Consider the following 17867-nt stretch of genomic DNA (forward strand, 5'->3'; position numbering starts at 1 on the left):
CGGCCAGTATGAGAACGATCGAATCTGTGCGATAGACTGCCTGCAAGCACAACATCTATGAATTGAAATCACAATGTCGCGGCTTGATGTCAATCGCTTTGGCGAAATGGAAGTCTTCGTGCGGGTGGTGGAAGAGGGCGGTTTCTCCGCTGCGGCGCGCGCTTGCCGGATGACGCCATCGGCGGTGAGCAAACTGGTCGCGCGGTTGGAAACCCGGCTGGGCGCGAGGCTGGTGAACCGTTCCACCCGGCGCTTTCAACTCACGCCCGAGGGCATGGCGTTTTACGAGCGCAGTGTGACGGTACTGGCCGATCTGGAAGAGGCCGAGCGCGAGGCTTCCGCCGGGGCGCAGCCTTCGGGGCGATTACGCATCAATGCGAATGTGCCGGTCGGCACGCATTTGTTGCTGCCGATTGTGCCGGCGTTTCTGGCATGCCATCCGGAGGTGTCGCTCGACATTGCGCTCACGGATCGCGTGGTCGATCTGCTGGAAGACCGCACCGATGTTGCGCTGCGCAGTGGTCCGCTGAAGAGTTCGCGGCTGGTGGCGCGCAAGCTGGGGCAGACACGCTTGATGGTGGTGGCGTCGCCGGCGTATCTGGCACGCGCGGGCACGCCACGCACGCCGGCTGATTTAGCAAACCACAATTGCCTGGCGTTCAGTTACGTTCGCGCCGGCAACGCCTGGCCCTTTATCAAGCGCGGTCGCCGCACCGAATTCACCCCACACGGCAACACGCAGCTCAGCGATGGCGAGGCGCTGCGCGCCGTAGCGGTCGCTGGCCTGGGTTTGGCGCGCCTGGCCGAGTTTCAGGTGCGCGCCGATCTGGAGGCGGGCCGTCTCGTCCCCGTCCTGGAGGATTACAACCCGGGCGAGACCGAAGACATCCACGCCGTCTATGTCGGTCAGGGAGCGCATCTGCCGGCGCGCGTGCGGGCATTTCTCGATTTTCTGGTCGCGCACGTAAAGGTTGCCTAGGCTTGTGTTTCCCCACGCAGGAAGGGCGCGGCCTTCACATTCGCAAAACCCCTTCAAGTTGCCAAACGCCGTGCCGTTTACCGCCACATAACGTGTGCTTGAACGGGGGAAGACAATGTCGCAGCACGAAGTTGATGAACGGACCAATCTGACAAACAACAACCGTTTTGAACTGTTGCTGTTCCGCCTGGGCGAATCCGCGCGCTCCAATCAGCGCGAAATGTTCGGCATTAACGTGTTCAAGGTGCGCGAGATCATGGTCATGCCGCCCGTGACGCATGTAGCCGATGCTGGCGCCCATATCCTGGGTGCGGTCAATGTGCGCGGCCAGATTATTCCCGTGATCGACCTTGCCAGCGTGATCGGCACCAAGAACGGCAATGCCAACATCCTGCTGATTACCGAATACGCGCGTTCCACCCAGGGCTTTGCGGTGGAAGAGGTGGACGAGATCGTGCGCCTGGAGTGGAGCCAGATCTTCCCGGCCGAGGCGAGCGTGGGCAGCAGCAACATCACCAGCCTGGCGCGTCTGGACGGCAACGCCGACAACTCGCGCCTGGCGCAGGTGATCGACGTTGAGCAGATCCTGGTGGATGTGTTCCCGACGCGCCGCACCGATCTGGCGCCCGACAATGACGAGCGTCCGATCAAGCTGCCGCCGGGCGCCAAGCTGCTGGTTGCGGATGACTCCGGCCTCGCGCGCTCGCTGATCGCCAATGGCCTGGAAGCGATGGGCACACCATACGTGATGACCAAGAGCGGGCAGGAAGCGTGGGATACGCTGCAGAACATCGCGCGCGATGCCGCACGCGAAGGCAAGACCGTGCGCGACAAGATCGCGCTGGTGCTGACCGATCTGGAAATGCCAGAGATGGATGGCTTTACGCTGACGCGCAAGATCAAGACCGAGCCGGCGTTCCAGTCGATTCCGGTGGTGATCCACTCGTCGCTGTCGGGCTCGGCCAACGAAGACCACGTGCGCCGTGTTGGCGCCAACGGCTACGTCGCCAAGTTTGAAGCCAACGAACTCGCGCAGGCTATCGCTTCGGCGCTGGGCTAAGCCCTGAAGCCCTGGCGGCGTGCAATGCGCCACCAGGGCTGTGTATCACTTGCGGCTCTGGTGATCGCCGCCGAGCGGGTCGACGACGATCATGGTGCGATCGAGCACGCCGTTGTCGTCGAAGAGGGCGTTGAAGTGCGCCTGCTGATACCCGAGCACGTACATCCGATATGACCACGCCTCCCGCTTCATCAGAGGGTAGTACTGCGTCGGCTCTTTCGGTGTGCCGAAGCGCTCAAGCACATCGCGTTTGGTCCACACACCAGGGCGTGCCTCGTAGATTTCCTTTTCCGTCAGCATCTGCCGATAGTTGGTGAGCTTGCCGCTGGCATCAAAGTCGGCGGCATAGACTTCGTGCCCCATCGGCTGCTTCGAGTAAATCCAACGGTGCGTGCCGCCTGCCAACTGATAGGTCTCGGTGGGCGCGCCGAAGGTCTCGCGTACGGCACTTTCGGGCTGGCCAATCATCTTTTGTGCTGTCTGGATGGGTGAGAGCGACGCGCATGCGCTCAGCACGAGCGCGGCGGCGCCGATCCATCTGCCTGGTCGCATCTGCATGGTGATTCTCCGGTGTGTGTGGCTTGTGCTGATGGTAAACACTTTGGGTGCGGGCAATATTCCATCGGCCCGCCGGTCTGGCAGTCTCTACAGGCCGTTTTCCACCATTTCCACCACACGCAATGCAATGGCGCCGGTCTGCTCGGGCGGGCGCCCGCGCAACGGCCCATCAATGATGAGCAGGGCCAGCCCGTGCACCGCCGACCACGCGAGGTATTCGGCGCCCGGGCGGCGTTCGGCCGGCAGTACGCCGGCAGCGGTCATCCGGTCCAGCGCCAGGCTCAGCAACTGGAACGGGTTCAGGCCGCTATTGCCGGCCTTGGCGGGGTCCGCGTCGTTTTCTACTTCATCGGGCACCGCAAAGGCTGTGCGAAAGAGGCCGGTTTCCGACTGCGCAAACCGCAGATAACCCACGCCGATGGCGCGTAGCGACGCACGTGCGCGCACATCCTCGGGCCACGTTGGGTCGATGGCATCCAACTCCGCTTCCATGGCGCGCGCCAACGCCGCCAATGCTTCTGCCCGGACGGCCTGCAGCAGGTCCTGTCGCCCCGCGAAATGCCGGTAGGCGGCATTCGGCACCACGCCCGCGCGGCGCGTGGCTTCGCGCAGCACGATGGCGTCGGGCCCGCCCGCGCGCGCCAGTTCAATGCCGGCGTCGAGCAGCGCACGTCGCAAGTCGCCATGGCGATACGTGGTGCGCACGGGCGGTCGGGGTGGTTCCTGGGTCATGCAATGCAACTCCGCAAGTTCTATGTGGACACCGTCCATTATGTCTGCTACTGTTTGTGGACAGTGTTCACAATTCAACCGTAGGCGCTGCTTCGCAAATTTCCAAGCCTTTATTGCGACAGATCTTTCGGAGGCCAACATGACCCTAGCCACAGCTGCAACGGACGATGCAGCGGAGCTCCGCACGTTGATCGACGCATGGGCTGCCGCCGTCCGCGCCAAGGATATCGACGCCGTCATGCGTCATTACGCGCCCGACGTAGTGGTGTTCGATGTGATGCCGCCGCTGTTCGTCAAAGGTGTCGACGCATACCGCCGCAACTGGCAAAGCTGGTTCGATGCGCTTGAGGGCCAGGCCGATTTCCAGTTCGCCGAGCTGCATCTTGAGGTGAGTGGCGATCTGGCCTATTGCTTCAGCATCAATCGCCTGCGTGCGCGCTATCGCGACGGTGCGAAGCACGATGCACAGACGCGCGCCACCGTGTGTTTCTGCAAGCGCGATGGCCGTTGGCAAGTCGTACATGAGCATGCATCGGTGCCGATGCCGATGCCTGAACCGGCGTGCGGCTGAGCGAGGTTTCCCCCGACCGCGTGGCGCAATGCGCGGCTTTGCAGTCCCCCGAGTCCACCCCCAAGGAGTTGTGATGCAAGTTCAACCGTATCTGTTCTTCGAAGGCCGTTGTGAAGAAGCGCTGGAGTTCTACAAGAAAACGCTCAGCGCCAAGGTCGATGTCGTGATGCGCTACAAGGATGCGCCCAAGGATGCGCAGCCCACTGCCGAGCAATGCGGCGGCGTGGCGCCCCCGCTCGACAAGGTGATGCACGCCGCCTTCCGCGTGGGCGAAACCCAGATTCTGGCGTCCGACGGCATGGCCGGCGGCAAGACGGATTTCAAGGGTTTCGGGTTGTCCGTCAGCGTGCCAGACAACGCCACTGCCGAGCGGACATTCAAGGCACTCGGCGAGAGCGGACAAGTCACGATGCCAATGTCCGAAACGTTTTTCGCCAACGCATTCGGCATGGTGACCGACCGCTTTGGCATCACGTGGATGGTGATCGCGCCCAAGCCGATGTAATTGCTGCAATGCGTGTGCAAGCGGCCACCGGGCGGTGGCCGTGCTACGCAAAATCGTAGGAAGCTTGCCTTGGCGCAGGGCGATGGTCCGGTGCTAGACTGCGCGATCACCGGGGCATTACCAATATCAACGAAACCACCCCCTTGGTGACGACCGGCTGGTCTGGCGCGACCCTTTGTCTGGCCCACGCAAAGGCGTCCAATTCACGTGCTGCCCCATCTGCCGGAGCGCTCTTCATGCTGAAGATCATTGCGTTGGGCATCGTCGTTGCGATGACCGCTGTGCCGGGCACATCGCCAAGCTGGCGGGCCTTTTTCTGTATGGACGCGATGGCCGGCAAGGGCTTTGAAGCCGGTCTCGCCAACCTTAAATCGGCTGCGCAATTCTGAGCGACATCCAGGCGCAGCAGCCAAGCATAGGAGTGATTCCATGACGCATGGCATCGACGAACGCAAGCGCTGGCTTGCCCTCATCGTGCTCTGTCTGGGCGTGCTGATGATCGTGCTGGATACGACCATCGTGAACGTTGCGCTGCCGTCCATCCAGGCAGACCTGGGCTTTACCGAAACCTCGCTCGTGTGGGTCGTCAACGCCTACATGCTGACCTTCGGCGGCTGCCTGCTGCTGGGTGGTCGGCTGGGCGACCTGTTCGGACATCGCAAGGTGTTCCTGCTCGGGCTCACGCTGTTCACGCTGGCGTCGGCCGCATGCGGGCTCGCGAATTCGCAAGGGCTGCTGATCACGGCGCGCGCCGTGCAGGGGCTGGGCGGCGCGGTGGTGTCGGCGGTGTCGCTGTCGCTCATCATGAATCTGTTCACTTCGCCGGCGGACCGCGCCAAGGCAATGGGCATCTACGGCTTTGTGTGTGCGGGCGGTGGCAGCATCGGCGTGTTGCTCGGTGGCTTGCTGACGAGCACGCTGAGTTGGCACTGGATCTTCTTGGTCAACCTGCCGATTGGTGTGGCGGTATACGCCGCGTGCGTGGCGTTGTTGCCTGCGGGCAAGCCGTTGGCCGACCGTACGAAGCTGGACGTGGCGGGTGCTATTGCCGTGACCGCATCCCTGATGCTGGCGGTGTACGCCGTCGTGCATGGCAACGAAGCCGGTTGGACGTCCACGCAAACGCTAACGCAGTTGGGCATTGCCATCGCGTTGATGATCGCGTTCCTGATCATTGAATCGCGCGTGTCGCATCCGTTGATGCCGCTGCACATGTTCGCTCTGCGCAACGTCGCTACGGCCAACGTGGTGGGGGTGTTGTGGGCGGCTGCGATGTTCGCGTGGTTCTTCATCTCGGCGCTGTACATGCAGCGCGTGCTCGGTTACAGCGCCATGCAGGTGGGGCTGGCCTTCCTGCCGGCCAACATCATCATGGCGGTGTTCTCGCTGGGCTTGTCGGCCAAGCTGGTGATGCGCTTCGGCATTCGCGCGCCGCTGTCGTTGGGCTTGCTGGTGGCAGGCATCGGGCTGGTGCTGTTTGCACGGGCGCCTGCCGGCGGCAGCTTTGTGATGGACGTGCTGCCCGGCATGCTGTTGCTGGGCTTGGGCGCCGGTGTGGCGTTCAATCCGGTGCTACTGGCCGCCATGAGTGATGTGGCGCCGGATGAATCGGGCCTGGCGTCCGGCGTGGTCAACACGTCGTTCATGATGGGCGGTGCGCTGGGCTTGGCCATCCTGGCAAGTCTGGCTGCAGCGCGCACCGAAGGCTTGGCCGCGGCAGGCGCCGATGCCACGACGGCGCTCAATGGCGGCTATCACCTCGCGTTCCTGCTAGGGGCAGTTGCCGCGGTACTCGGTTCGGTGCTGGCGGGCGTGTTCGTTCGTACGCGCACACACGGAGCGGCGCAGGGCGAAGCATCTTCGGCAGCGCCGATTTAAGTCGCTGGAAAAGAAGAGAAGGAAGGACGCACCGCATGTCTCAAACGTGGTATGCGGTGAAACCCGTTATTGACCGACCGGTCGGACGGTTTATAATCGATCCATCCAAAACACGGCGCGCATGACGTGCCGTGCACATGTCCAAAAGCGGCCGGAGGATCGCATGTACACCCAAAGCCTCGACCAGCCCGGCGGTCTGCCCACAGAGCAGGAACTGGCCGTCGCCTCCCAAGGCGAAGCGGATTTGCAGGCGCGCTTTGATGCACGCATCGGGGCCGACCACAAGATCGAGCCGCAGGATTGGATGCCTGCGCCGTACCGCAAGACGCTGCTGCGGCAGATTTCGCAACACGCGCATTCCGAGGTGGTGGGCATGCTGCCCGAGGGCAACTGGATCAGCCGCGCGCCGTCGCTCAAGCGCAAGGCTATCCTCTTGGCCAAGGTGCAGGACGAAGCGGGCCACGGCCTCTATCTCTATTCCGCCGCAGAAACACTCGGCAGCTCACGCGACGAGATGATCGACGCGCTGCACGAGGGGCGCGCAAAGTATTCGTCGATCTTCAATTACCCGACGCTCTCCTGGGCAGACGTGGGCGTGATCGGCTGGCTGGTCGATGGCGCGGCGATCATGAATCAGGTCCCGCTGTGCCGCTGTTCGTATGGCCCATATGCGCGCGCCATGATCCGCATCTGCAAGGAAGAGTCGTTTCACCAGCGTCAGGGCTACGAGTCGTTGTTGACGATGATGGGAGGCACGCAGGCGCAGCGCGACATGGTGCAGGAAGCCGTCAACCGCTGGTGGTTTCCCGTGCTGATGATGTTTGGCCCGCCCGATACCGCATCGCCCAACAGCGCGCAAACCATGGCCTGGGGTATCAAGCGCATCTCGAACGACGACCTGCGGCAGCGGTTTGTTGATGCCACCGTGGAGCAGGCGCGCGTGCTCGGCGTGACGCTGCCCGACCCCGGCCTCACGTGGAACGAAGCCCGCGGCCACTACGATTTCTCGCCGCTCGATTGGTCCGAATTCAAGCGCGTGCTCGATGGCCACGGCCCCTGCAACCGCGAGCGCCTTGCCACCCGCAAACGTGCACACGAAGAAGGCGAGTGGGTGCGCGAAGCCGCGCTCGCCTACGCTCGCAAGCAGGCCGAACGCGCCGCCGCCAACCAACAAGCTGCCTGAACCGGAAGGAGCCCACCATGCATCAACACGAATGGCCGCTGTGGGAAGTGTTCATCCGCAGCAAGCAGGGCCTGGAGCACAAGCACTGCGGCAGCCTGCATGCGGTAGACGCCAAGCAGGCGCTGCAGATGGCGCGCGATGTCTACACGCGCCGGCAGGAAGGCGTCTCGATCTGGGTGGTGCCGTCGGCCGCCATCACCGCCAGCGAACCCGACGACAAACCGATGCTCTTTGACCCGATGGCTGACAAGATCTATCGGCACCCGACGTTCTATCGGCTGCCCGATGAAGTCAACCACATGTGAGCCGCGGTGATGACTTCTGACGCGCATCTGCAATACATCCTTCGCCTGGCCGACAACGCGCTCATCCTCGGTCAGCGCAACGCGGAATGGACGGGCCATGGCCCCGTGCTGGAAGAAGACATCGCGCTGTCCAACCTGAGTCTTGACCTGATCGGCCAGGCGCGGTTGCTCTACACGCGCGCGGGGCAGATCGAAGGCAGGCTTACCGGTACACCGCGCACCGAGGATGAGTACGCCTACTGGCGTGCGGAGCCCGCTTTCCGCAATTACACGCTGCTGGAGCTGCCGCACGCAGGGCCGATGGTGGCGACCTCGGCAGCCGCGCGCGACTACGCTGTCACCAGCGTCCGCCACTTCCTGTACGCGGCATTGATGGTGCCGCTTTGGGAAGCGTTGACGCGTTCGACCGACACTGAACTGGCCGCCATTGCCGCCAAATCGGTGAAGGAGATGCGTTACCACCTCGCCCATACGCGTGATTGGCTCGTGCGCTTCGGTGATGGCACCGATGAGTCGCATGCGCGGGCCCAAGCCGCGCTCGATTGGCTGATGCCATACACCAACGAAGTCTTCGCCACGGACGATGTTGAAACTGCCGTGGCCGAGGCCGGCATTGGCGTGCGCCCGGCAGACCTGCGTGACGCATGGGAAGCCACCGTGCGTGACGCGCTGGATGAGGCGACGCTGCGTTGGCCGGAGCCTGGCCCGTATGTCAGCACTGGCAAGCACGGCGTGCATTCCGAACATATGGGCTATCTGCTGGCCGAGATGCAGGGGCTGGCGCGCCAGTTCCCGGGGGCATCGTGGTAAGCGAGCGGTTGGCCCGCGCACGTATCGCGCTGGAGGCCGTCACCGACCCGGAGATTCCCGTGGTGACGATTGCCGAGCTTGGCATCCTGCGCGATGTGCAGCTCGACGAGGCCGGCACACTGGTGGCGACGATCACGCCTACGTATTCCGGCTGCCCCGCCATGGAGCAAATTGCCGATGATGTGAGTCGTGCGTTGCAGGCGGCAGACGTGGGTGCGTATCGCGTGCGCTCGGTGCTGTCGCCGGCATGGACGACCGATTGGATTACGGCTGAAGGGCGCCGCAAGCTGCGCGACTTTGGTATTGCGCCGCCGGCACATGCGGCCGAAGCAGATGGTGCACGCCCGATTCGTGTTACTCGCCCAACGCAGGCCGAGCACATCGCCTGCCCGCAATGCGGATCGCACGATACGGTACTCATCTCCACCTTCGGTTCGACAGCTTGCAAGGCGCTGTACCGCTGCCGTGCGTGCCGCGAGCCGTTCGACTATTTCAAGCCCTACTAAGCCCCCCGAGCGCGATCGCCATGACTCCGCAATTCCACCCCTTGCGTGTTGCCGAAGTGCGCGGCGAGACGGCCGATACGATCTCCGTGCGCTTTGACGTGCCGAATGACCTGCGCGATGCATACCGCTTTACGCAAGGCCAGTTCCTGACGCTGCGCGTACCGCCGGGTCAACTGCCCGGACACGAAGAACTGCGGCGCTCGTATTCCATCTGCTGCGCCGTACAGGACTATGACGCGCACGGTGAGTTGCGTGTGGCAGTCAAGCGTGTCGACGCGGGGGTCTTCTCCAACCACTTGCACGACCGCATCCGCGTGGGCCAGACGCTCGATGTGCTGCCGCCAGACGGTCGCTTCTACGTGCCGCTTGCAGCCGAAAGCGCACGCCACTACGTCGCCTTTGCGGCTGGCAGCGGCATCACGCCCATCCTGTCGCTCATCAAGACGACGCTGGCGGCGGAGCCGCAGAGCCGCTTCACGCTGGTCTATGGCAATCGCAGCGTCGACAGCATCATCTTTGGCGAAGCGCTCGAAGATTTGAAAGACCGCTACCTCGATCGCTTCGCCCTGTATCACGTGTTGTCGCGGCAGGCGCAGGAGATCGCGCTGTTCAACGGGCGGCTCGATGGCGTGAAGGTGCGCGCTTTTCTGGACACGCTGATCCCGCCCGACGATATCGATGCTGCTTTCATCTGTGGCCCGTCGACGATGATCGATGCGGTGGAGGCGGCGCTGCTCGAGCGCGGTGTGCCGCGCGAGCGCGTGCATGCCGAGCGCTTTGGCGTGCCGGTGGGCGATGCGACGGCGGCGGCCAAGCCGCGCAAGCATGCCGCCGTGGCGGGCGATGTCGCGCTCACCGTTGTGCTCGATGGCAAATCGCACGAGGTGCCGATGGCGGGCGACGCCAAGGTGCTGGACAGTGCGTTGAGTGCGGGGCTGGATCTGCCCTATGCGTGCAAGGGCGGCGTGTGCTGCACGTGCCGTGCCAAGGTGCTGGAAGGCCGTGTGGAGATGGACAAGAACTTCACCCTGGAAGACTGGGAGATCCAGCAGGGGTTTGTGCTGACCTGCCAGGCGCGGCCGCTCACGCAGCGCGTGGTGGTCAGCTATGACGAGCGTTGAACGTCAGCCTTTCGTGCCGCTCGGGCCAGCTAGCCCGCCCAGGCCGTTCTCCAGCATGTCGATCACCATTTCCGCATAGCCTTCGTACGAGAGCGGTCCGTCAGGTTTGAGCCAGGTGAACGTCCAGTTCATCATGCCGAAGAGCATCATCGTGATGGGCGTGCGGTTGGCTTCATCCACCTTGTCCGGGTAGGCGGCACCAAGTTGCCGCCCCACGGCTGCCACCACGTCCCGCTCGCGCGCGAGCACGATGTCGCGCTGTTCCGGCGCCAGGTATTTCACATCATTGAGCAAGGCCACATGCCGCGTGCGCGACGTGGCGTACTCGGCCAAAAACGTGCGGATCAGCAAATGCAATGTGGCGCGTGCCGAGAGCTTGGCATGGCGCGCGTCGCTCTCGGCGCGTTCAACCAGATCGGCCAGCCGGCGCGTGTAGCGGTCGAGCAGGTCGAAGAGGATAGCTTCCTTGCCTTCGTAGTAGTGATACAGGCGCGATTTCGAGCCGCCGCACGCAGCGGCAAGCTGGTTCATCGACACGCTCGGGTAGCTGTCGGCCGCAAAGGCTTCGGCGGCGGTGTCGAGCACGCTTTTGCGGCGTAGCTCGAATTCGTCTTCGTTCTTGACGCGGGACATGGCTGGCGGCACATCGGTTGGATGGCCGCCATGTTAACCGGCTGCGTTGCCGCGTGTCGATGTATCAAACAGTTTCGAGCACGCCCAGGAAATCCAGCACGGCTTCAAGGAACGCGTCCGGCAACTCCACGTTGGCAAGGTGCACGGTGTCCAGCATGTGCAGTTGCGCTCCTGGAATGGCGGCGGCAATTTCCTCGCCATGGCGGGCAGACGTCACGGTGTCGTGCTGACCGGCAATGACGAGCGTCGGATGCGTGATCAGCGTGATTGTGCGGCGCAGGTCGGCATCGCGCACCGCCGTCCACCCGCCGATGATGCCCTCGCGCGGCGTGGCCAGGAGTGTGCGGCGGAATGGATCAACGGCAGGATCATTCGACTCCAGCATGCGCGCCGGAAACCAGTTGCGCAGGAATGTTTCGGTAGTTGCCTGCATGTCGGGCGCTTGCCGAAGTTCGGCAATGGCGTGATCGAAATACTGCGTCGGGCCGATGTGCGCAGCAGTGTTGGAGAGGATCAGCCGGTCGATGCGTTCCGGCACATGAATCGCCAGCCATTGCGCCACGATGCCGCCCAGCGACAACCCCAGCATATGCAGACGCTGGATGCCCAGCGCATCGAGCAGTTCCACCACGTCACGACCGAGCCGATCCATCGAATATGCGCCGGCCGGTGCATCCGAAGCGCCATGACCGCGCGCGTCGTAGCGCAGCACGTGAAAGTGCTCGGCCAGGCGTGGCACGCTCACGTCCCACATGTGCAGGTCGGTGCCGATGGAATTGGACAACAGCAGGACGGGCTTGCCCGCCGCGCCGTCGAAGCGATAGGCAATGCGTGTGCCGTCACCGGTGGTGATGAACGAGAGGTCGTTTCGGGTGGTCACGATGGGCTCCTGAGAAAGACGGTTGAAACGATTGGGATGTCGTCATCCTAGAAGCCGATGAGGTTCGTGGATACTATGAAGTTCTGACGAACTTTGTAGGTTTTGCCGACAATGCAGAAATTCACGCTTCACGAGCTGCAGTGCTTCGATGCGGTGGTGACGGGCGGCAGTTTTCAGGCGGCCGCCGACCGGCTGCATCGTTCGCACCCTTCCGTGTTTGCGGCGGTCGCCAAGCTGGAGGGGCAATTGGGTTTGTGCCTGCTGGACCGCAGCGGCTAGCGCGTGCGCTTGACGGAGGCGGGGCGATCATTCCACCGCAAGGTGGAGTCCGTGCTGCGCGAAAGCGATGAACTGCGGACTCATGCAAAGCAGCTGGCGATGGGCGAGGAAGCCGAGCTACGCGTGGTGCTGGGTGACCTGTGCCCGCTGCAGCCCGTGCTGGCATTGCTCAGCCAGTTCTTCGGTCAGTGCCCGCAGACGCGTCTGCAATTGCAGTTTGAGGCCGTCACCGGACCGTGGGAGCGCTTGCTGGAAGACGACACCGACCTGATCGTCCACCGCGTGCCGAAAGGGGATGTGCGCATGGAGTGGATCGACCTGGGCAAGATCGCCATGGTGCCGGTGGTGGCGCCGGGTTTTCTCCCGTTCCCCATCACTTCGGCAGTGACGGCACAGCAGATGCAGCGCTTCATGCAGTGCGTCATCAATGATTCGGCGCGGAACCCACCGGAGCAATCCCACTACGTCATCGAAGGGGCGCCGCAGTGCGCCGTGCCCGATCAGTTGATGAAGAAAGAGCTGATCCTCCACGGCATGGCGTGGGGGCATCTGCCGCGGTTCCTGATCGATGCGGAATTGCGCGAAGGGGCATTGCTGTCGATTGCGGGGCGGCATTTTCCTGGCATGGTGCAGGAGCTGGCGGTTGCACGACGGCGGGATCAGCCGCACGGGCCCGTCGCCAATCGGCTGTGGGATTTTCTTGGCGACCACGCACCGTTGCTCAAGCCGTCGTTGGGGCGCATGCCCCGTCAGGCGGGGGCGGCCGCCAGAAAGCGTGCGTAATCCCGCGCCTTGCCGGCTCCTTCATGCCTTGGCAGGCATGTCATCTAGTCGACTTGGCGGAGTGCCCGCCGCGCGGTTCCGGACTATAACCATTCATACCCAAGCATCCTCTTGGGCAAAGGTGGTGAACGATGGCTGCGCATGGCACCGATCAGGTCTTCTCCGGCTCCATTCCTGAGCTGTATGACACGCTGCTGGTCCCGTTGATCTTCGAGCCCTATGCGATGGACATGGCTGCGCGGGCGGCGGCATGTCAGCCGAAGCGCGTGCTGGAAGTTGCCGCAGGTACCGGAGCAGTGACGCGCGCACTGGCGCGTGCACTACCCGCAACCACGGAGATTGTCGCAACCGACCTGAACCTGCCGATGCTCGATCGCGCGGCCGCCGTGGGCACGGACCGGCCCGTGACATGGCAGCAGGCCGACGCCCAGCAACTGCCATTTGCCGACGGCTCTTTCGATCTGGTGATCTGCCAGTTTGGCGCGATGTTCTTCCCCGACCGGCCCAAGGCCTTTGCTGAGGCGCGTCGTGTGCTGACACCGGGCGGCAAGCTGCTCTTGAGCGTGTGGGGCCGGATTGAAGACAACGACTTTGCAAATGTGGTGACGAAGGCGCTGGTGCAGCGCTTTCCCGAGAATCCGCCCATGTTTCTGGCGCGCACGCCGCATGGCCATTACGACCCGGCGCCGATTCAAGCCGACGCCCGTGCGGGCGGTTTTACCGCAGACGTCATGTACGACGTTGTTGCAGCGCGCAGCCGGGCAGAGACGGCACGCGGGGTGGCCATCGCCTATTGCCAGGGCACACCGGTGCGCGGCGAACTGGAGGCATTCGGCCCCGATGCACTGACCGACGCCACCGAAGTATGTACCGATGCATTGACGGCGCAGTTCGGCGCGGGCCCAGTCGAGGGCAAGATCCAGGCGTTGATGTTCAGCGTGACTGCTTGAGGGGAGCTGCTAGCGGCATCGGCATCGCGTTACGCATCGCAGGTGGTGCGGAGGCGTCGCAGCTCAAGATTCTTGTTGGCCCAGGCGCATACGCGAGGCGTGTCGACGGTTGCGCATCCAGTCGACGGCGCGCCGGCCCAGGGCGATGGACGGTCGCTCGACATAGCGATGCAGCAGCATGGCCAACACCAGCGTGAGCGCAAGGTTGACGGTAAACAGCATCAACTGCGTGCCGATCCATTCCGGCGCCAGCCTGCCTACCAGTCGGTGCGTGGCTTCGATCACGCTCGGGTGCACGAGGTAGAGCGCGTATGACAGCTCACCCAGCCAAACGGCGACGCGCGGCACGCGAAGCTCGCCGCAGTGCTCCATGGCCACCATGCCGATCAGCAAAGCGCCTGCGGGCAGCCCGCGGGCGAGCAGATCGAACTTGGGAACAGGGCCAACGACCGATATCACGAACGTCGCCACGCCCACCGCCATCAGCACCCGCGCGAAGGCCGGGGTGAGACGATGCCGATGCGCTGCATACAGCCACGCCAGCCCCGCGCCCAGCAGGAACTCCAGCACAAGCGGGTTGGCTGCCATGGCCTGCAGCGGTGTGGCCCAGTCGTACAGTGCTTCCGGGTTGCGCTGCACGGCCCCGCTATGCCAGAACGGCACGATGATCGTGGTCGTGAATAGCGCCAGCGTCACCAGCCCCAGCGCAAGCCGGCCGAACAGCGCAAGCCCCACCGCGCACAGCCCATAGAAGAACACCTCGTAGTTGAGCGACCAGCCCACATACAGTGCCGGATACCCAAAGTACGGTGCATCCACATTGGCCTGCGGCACAAACGCGAGCGACGTGAGCAAAACGCCCGCCGACACCGGGTTGAGCCACGTGGAATGCAGCACCGACATCAACCAGTAAGGCGGCGCCAGCCGGAATGCACGCTTGACGAGAAATTCGCCGGCCGGCTCAGGCCCCTTCGGGCCAAGAATGGCGACCCACGCAATGATGAAACCGCTGATGACGAAGAACACATCCACCCCTACATGACCGCGCTTGATCACATGTGTGGTCAGCCACGCAAGGGCAGGGATGTCGGTGTGGGCCAGGGCCAGCCCGGAGTGGAACACCACCACATACAGCGCGGCAAAGCCCCGCAGCGCCTGAATGCTGAGAAGGGAAGACGGAGAACGGTTCACGCAGGATGGACGGCTGCAGCGCAATCAAGGTTCCGCCGCGGTCGTGTTGTCGACAAGCCAATCTGCGTAGCAAGCAGCGTGCCGCGGTGTTACTCCGGGGACGCGCACTTGGCTGCGCGCTCCAGCAAAAGCGCGCGTTCCTGCCGATTGTGTGCGAGTGCAGCAGCGCGCTCGTACTCCACGCGGGCTTCCTCCATGCGGTTGAGGCGCGCAAGAAAATCGGCGCGTACGCTGGGCAGCAGGTGATAGCAGCGCAACGCCGGTTCGGCGAGCAGCGTATCGACGATGTCGAGGCCGGCTTGCGGCCCATACGCCATGGCCACAGCAACGGCACGGTTGAGTTCGACGACGGGCGAGGGCGAGAGCTGGGCGAGCGCGTCGTACAGTGCGGCAATGCGTGTCCAGTCGGTTTGTTCGGCGGTCCGCGCGCTTGCATGGCATGCCGCAATGGCCGCTTGCAGCCCATAAGGGCCAAGCCCGCGCCCGCAGGCTTCGGCTTGTGCCAGCGCCGCAAAGCCACGCTGGATAAGCAGGTAATCCCAACGGCTGCGGTCCTGCTCCATCAGGAGGATGGGCTGGCCGCCGGGGCCCACGCGTGCACGCAGGCGCGAGGCCTGAAGCTCCATCAGCGCAAGCAGGCCAAGCACTTCCGGCTCGCCTGGCATGAGCCCCGCCAGGATGCGGCCCAGGCGCTGCGCCTCTTCACACAGCGTGGGGCGCGTCCAGTCGTCACCGGCGGTAGCGGCATAGCCTTCGTTGAAGACGAGATAGATCACCTGCAGCACGGCCGAAAGCCGCTCGGGCAACGCTTCGGGCTCGGGCAGCTCGAACGGCACGTGTGCTGCAGAGAGCGTCTTCTTGGCGCGCACAATGCGCTGCGCCACCGTGGGTTCCGGCACCAGAAAGGCGCGGGCGATCTCGTGTGTGGTCAGCCCGCCAAGCAGTCGTAGCGTGAGCGCCACGCGGGCTTCGTGCGGCAGCACCGGATGGCAAGAGATGAAGACCAGCCGCAGCAGATCGTCGCCGATGGCCGCTTCGCGCGCTGTTTCGGCATCGGCCTCGGCTAGCTCCTGTTCGATCTCAAGCTGGATGGCAAGCAGCGCATGTTTTTGCTCCGCCAGCGTGTGATGGCGCAGCCGGTCAATGGCGCGGTGTTTGGCGGTGGCAGTAAGCCAGGCGGCCGGATTGTCGGGGATACCGGATGCAGGCCACTGCTCCAGGGCCGAGACCAGCGCATCCTGCGCCAGTTCTTCGGCCAGCCCCACGTCGCGCAACAGGCGTGCAAGCCCGGCAATGATCCTGGCCGATTCAATGCGCCACACCGCATCGATGGTGCGGTGGATGGGGAGTGCATCGGGCGTCGAACGGGCCATGACGGTGCCGCTTATTGCTGCCTGGCCGCCAGTTCTGCGCGCAGGCGGTCTTCGCGCTCGCGGGCTTCGGGTGTGAACTCCGCACCAAAATCTTCCGCTTCAAACACGCGCCGGATTTCCAGCCGCACGTTGCCGCCGGCATCCAGTGCGGGCCAGCGCTTGACCCACTCCAGTGCTTCTTCTTCCGACTTGACCTGCAACATGGTGTAGCCGGCGATCAGCTCCTTCGCTTCGGCAAACGGGCCATCGATCACGGTTGGCTTGCCATGCTTGAATTCCACGCGTGCGCCGCGCGAGCTGGGATGCAGCCCTTCGCCGCCCAGCAGCACGCCTGCCTTGGCCAAGTCTTCCATGTACTTGCCCATGGCGGTGAGCAGTTCTTCGCTCGGCATGACGGCGGCTTCGGTGTCTTTGTCGGCCAGACGCAGAATCATGAATCGCATGGTGCTTCTCCTTCGGTTCGATTGGGTTGGAGGCGACGGATGATGTTCGCGCCTCTACTTGCACGTCGAATGAAGGGTGGGCGGAATCGACAGACCTGGCAAGCGAAAATGTAACAAGATGTAACGGTGCCAATGCTTGAAGAGCGCGCCACTGCCGTTCAACGGCATTTGACCTCGTAATCGACAACGTGCGGCGGGTCGTCCTCCCCCGCTGTGGTCACGGTCAGCTTGCCTGCGGGGCTGGTGTAGCTGAAGTCGCAGTAGGCGAGGCCGGTGCCCGCACAGTTTTCGGTTTCCACCAGGCCCTGCTTGACCAGGGCGCTCTGGCGCGGCTCACCGTTGGGGCCGCCTCGTACCGGTTTCCAGCCCTTGGCGGCAAGTGCCTTGCGGACTTTGTCGATCGGCATGCCATAGATTGTCGGCACCTTGGCGCGGCCATGGCAGACGGCATCTTCGTCGGCAATTTTGCCCAGGCGCACCGTGCCATCAGCGTCGACACGCAAGTCACCGACCGGCGACGCAACCATGTCGCCGTCCCACACGCGCACGGCGCCGCCTTCGAGCGCAGTAAGAGTGCCGATGGCGGTGTCTTCGGCGGATTTGCCGTAGGCCAGCGCGACGAGCTTGTCGTTGTCGAACACGGCCACATTGCCTTGCGTGATGTTGCAGGTTGCGCTGGTACCGGCTTCCAGGCGGCCCGCAAAACTGATGGCGCGATACGTGCCGGAAGATGCCGAGCCAAGCGGCACATCGGCCATCACCGCCCAGCCTTGTGCCGCTACCTGCCTGGCTGGTGCCGACACGGGCTTCATGACGGCCTGGGGGCAGTCATCGCGGTCGCTCTTGCTGCCATTGGCCTTGGGCAGCACGTCCAGCGCCTTGATGCGGATGTCCTTTACATCGGAGGCCACCCGCAGGGCGTTTGTTTGCGCCAACGCTGGCAACGAGAGTGCCAGGCTGAGTGCCAATACGGCACTGCGCAGGGTGCTCGGCAAAGGATTCACGGAAGTGGAATTCGGCATGGAGTGGCGTTGCATGGGGAGCGAGTCGGTCCGACATGATCCACTGCGCATGTGAATCGAGGATTAACAGCGAGCCAAGGTCGAACGAAAGGTGAATTCGGCAGA

Annotated in this window: 20 protein-coding genes and 1 pseudogene; 13 read left to right on the forward strand and 8 right to left on the reverse strand. The window is 63.7% G+C overall.

Annotated elements, in window-relative coordinates; all coding sequences use genetic code 11:
- Positions 1–73: 73 nt before the first annotated feature.
- Together ACTJK4_RS13675 and ACTJK4_RS13680 are read left to right on the forward strand one after the other, a co-directional pair.
- Positions 74–979, forward strand: a complete 906-nt coding sequence (locus tag ACTJK4_RS13675) for a LysR family transcriptional regulator (protein ID WP_232039215.1) — start codon at positions 74–76, stop codon at positions 977–979.
- Positions 980–1094: 115 nt separating this feature from the next.
- Positions 1095–2039: a chemotaxis protein gene (locus tag ACTJK4_RS13680; protein ID WP_092971204.1), complete on the forward strand. Its 945-nt coding sequence runs from the start codon at positions 1095–1097 to the stop codon at positions 2037–2039.
- Between the two features lie 45 nt (positions 2040–2084).
- Here the strand turns inward: ACTJK4_RS13680 and ACTJK4_RS13685 are convergent, their stop codons facing one another.
- Positions 2085–2597: a hypothetical protein gene (locus tag ACTJK4_RS13685; RefSeq protein WP_440476091.1), complete on the reverse strand. Its 513-nt coding sequence runs from the start codon at positions 2595–2597 to the stop codon at positions 2085–2087.
- A gap of 87 nt (positions 2598–2684) precedes the next feature.
- Positions 2685–3329, reverse strand: coding sequence for a TetR/AcrR family transcriptional regulator (locus ACTJK4_RS13690; RefSeq protein WP_232039217.1), 645 nt, complete (start codon positions 3327–3329; stop codon positions 2685–2687).
- Between the two features lie 139 nt (positions 3330–3468).
- On the opposite strand from ACTJK4_RS13690, the gene ACTJK4_RS13695 reads away from it, so the two are divergent.
- The 9 genes from ACTJK4_RS13695 (at position 3469) to paaE (ending at position 10208) form a co-directional block, all read left to right on the forward strand.
- A complete protein-coding gene (locus tag ACTJK4_RS13695) occupies positions 3469–3900 on the forward strand; it encodes a YybH family protein (RefSeq protein ID WP_440476090.1) in 432 nt (143 codons plus the stop codon).
- Between the two features lie 73 nt (positions 3901–3973).
- The gene (locus tag ACTJK4_RS13700; protein WP_433868213.1) at positions 3974–4405 is read left to right on the forward strand and encodes a VOC family protein; all 432 of its coding nucleotides are present in this window, start codon (positions 3974–3976) and stop codon (positions 4403–4405) included.
- A 236-nt stretch (positions 4406–4641) separates the two neighbouring features.
- Positions 4642–4794 carry a hypothetical protein gene (locus ACTJK4_RS13705; RefSeq protein ID WP_232039220.1) on the forward strand — a complete coding sequence of 51 codons (153 nt, stop codon included), beginning with the start codon at positions 4642–4644 and terminating at the stop codon, positions 4792–4794.
- Positions 4795–4834: 40 nt separating this feature from the next.
- On the forward strand, positions 4835–6283 hold the full coding sequence (locus tag ACTJK4_RS13710; RefSeq protein ID WP_232039221.1) for a DHA2 family efflux MFS transporter permease subunit: 1449 nt from the start codon (positions 4835–4837) through the stop codon (positions 6281–6283).
- Between the two features lie 163 nt (positions 6284–6446).
- Positions 6447–7466 (forward strand): 1,2-phenylacetyl-CoA epoxidase subunit PaaA, encoded by a 1020-nt coding sequence (gene paaA, locus ACTJK4_RS13715; RefSeq protein ID WP_260803169.1) that lies wholly within the window; start codon positions 6447–6449, stop codon positions 7464–7466.
- A 17-nt stretch (positions 7467–7483) separates the two neighbouring features.
- Positions 7484–7771 carry a 1,2-phenylacetyl-CoA epoxidase subunit PaaB gene (paaB, locus tag ACTJK4_RS13720; protein WP_004635034.1) on the forward strand — a complete coding sequence of 96 codons (288 nt, stop codon included), beginning with the start codon at positions 7484–7486 and terminating at the stop codon, positions 7769–7771.
- A gap of 9 nt (positions 7772–7780) precedes the next feature.
- Complete coding sequence (gene paaC / locus ACTJK4_RS13725; protein ID WP_440818148.1) at positions 7781–8581, forward strand: 1,2-phenylacetyl-CoA epoxidase subunit PaaC; 801 nt, start codon at positions 7781–7783, stop codon at positions 8579–8581.
- Positions 8575–9087: a 1,2-phenylacetyl-CoA epoxidase subunit PaaD gene (gene paaD, locus ACTJK4_RS13730; protein ID WP_260803167.1), complete on the forward strand. Its 513-nt coding sequence runs from the start codon at positions 8575–8577 to the stop codon at positions 9085–9087. The genes paaC and paaD overlap by 7 nt, the downstream gene beginning before the upstream one ends.
- 20 nt (positions 9088–9107) lie before the next feature.
- On the forward strand, positions 9108–10208 hold the full coding sequence (gene paaE, locus ACTJK4_RS13735) for a 1,2-phenylacetyl-CoA epoxidase subunit PaaE (protein WP_260803166.1): 1101 nt from the start codon (positions 9108–9110) through the stop codon (positions 10206–10208).
- Between the two features lie 3 nt (positions 10209–10211).
- Here the strand turns inward: paaE and ACTJK4_RS13740 are convergent, their stop codons facing one another.
- Together ACTJK4_RS13740 and pcaD are read right to left on the reverse strand one after the other, a co-directional pair.
- The gene (locus tag ACTJK4_RS13740; RefSeq protein WP_440818149.1) at positions 10212–10841 is read right to left on the reverse strand and encodes a TetR/AcrR family transcriptional regulator; all 630 of its coding nucleotides are present in this window, start codon (positions 10839–10841) and stop codon (positions 10212–10214) included.
- A gap of 64 nt (positions 10842–10905) precedes the next feature.
- Complete coding sequence (gene pcaD, locus ACTJK4_RS13745; protein WP_440818150.1) at positions 10906–11721, reverse strand: 3-oxoadipate enol-lactonase; 816 nt, start codon at positions 11719–11721, stop codon at positions 10906–10908.
- A gap of 111 nt (positions 11722–11832) precedes the next feature.
- Between pcaD and ACTJK4_RS13750 the strand changes: the two are divergent.
- Together ACTJK4_RS13750 and ACTJK4_RS13755 are read left to right on the forward strand one after the other, a co-directional pair.
- Positions 11833–12783: pseudogene (locus ACTJK4_RS13750) on the forward strand (LysR family transcriptional regulator).
- A gap of 131 nt (positions 12784–12914) precedes the next feature.
- Positions 12915–13733 (forward strand): class I SAM-dependent methyltransferase, encoded by an 819-nt coding sequence (locus ACTJK4_RS13755; protein WP_440818151.1) that lies wholly within the window; start codon positions 12915–12917, stop codon positions 13731–13733.
- A gap of 63 nt (positions 13734–13796) precedes the next feature.
- Here ACTJK4_RS13755 and ACTJK4_RS13760 read toward each other — a convergent pair whose 3' ends face one another.
- The 4 genes from ACTJK4_RS13760 to ACTJK4_RS13775 form a co-directional block, all read right to left on the reverse strand.
- The gene (locus ACTJK4_RS13760) at positions 13797–14924 is read right to left on the reverse strand and encodes an acyltransferase family protein (RefSeq protein WP_414562552.1); all 1128 of its coding nucleotides are present in this window, start codon (positions 14922–14924) and stop codon (positions 13797–13799) included.
- Positions 14925–15013: 89 nt separating this feature from the next.
- Positions 15014–16297, reverse strand: coding sequence for an RNA polymerase sigma factor (locus ACTJK4_RS13765; RefSeq protein ID WP_440818152.1), 1284 nt, complete (start codon positions 16295–16297; stop codon positions 15014–15016).
- A gap of 11 nt (positions 16298–16308) precedes the next feature.
- Entirely contained in the window at positions 16309–16740 is a 432-nt protein-coding gene (locus tag ACTJK4_RS13770) for a YciI family protein (RefSeq protein ID WP_232039232.1), read from the reverse strand.
- A gap of 158 nt (positions 16741–16898) precedes the next feature.
- The gene (locus tag ACTJK4_RS13775) at positions 16899–17762 is read right to left on the reverse strand and encodes a hypothetical protein (RefSeq protein ID WP_440818153.1); all 864 of its coding nucleotides are present in this window, start codon (positions 17760–17762) and stop codon (positions 16899–16901) included.
- Positions 17763–17867: the final 105 nt, after the last annotated feature.

Origin of the sequence: Ralstonia sp. 22111 (assembly GCF_052045895.1) — a bacterium.
Lineage (GTDB): Bacteria > Pseudomonadota > Gammaproteobacteria > Burkholderiales > Burkholderiaceae > Ralstonia > Ralstonia wenshanensis.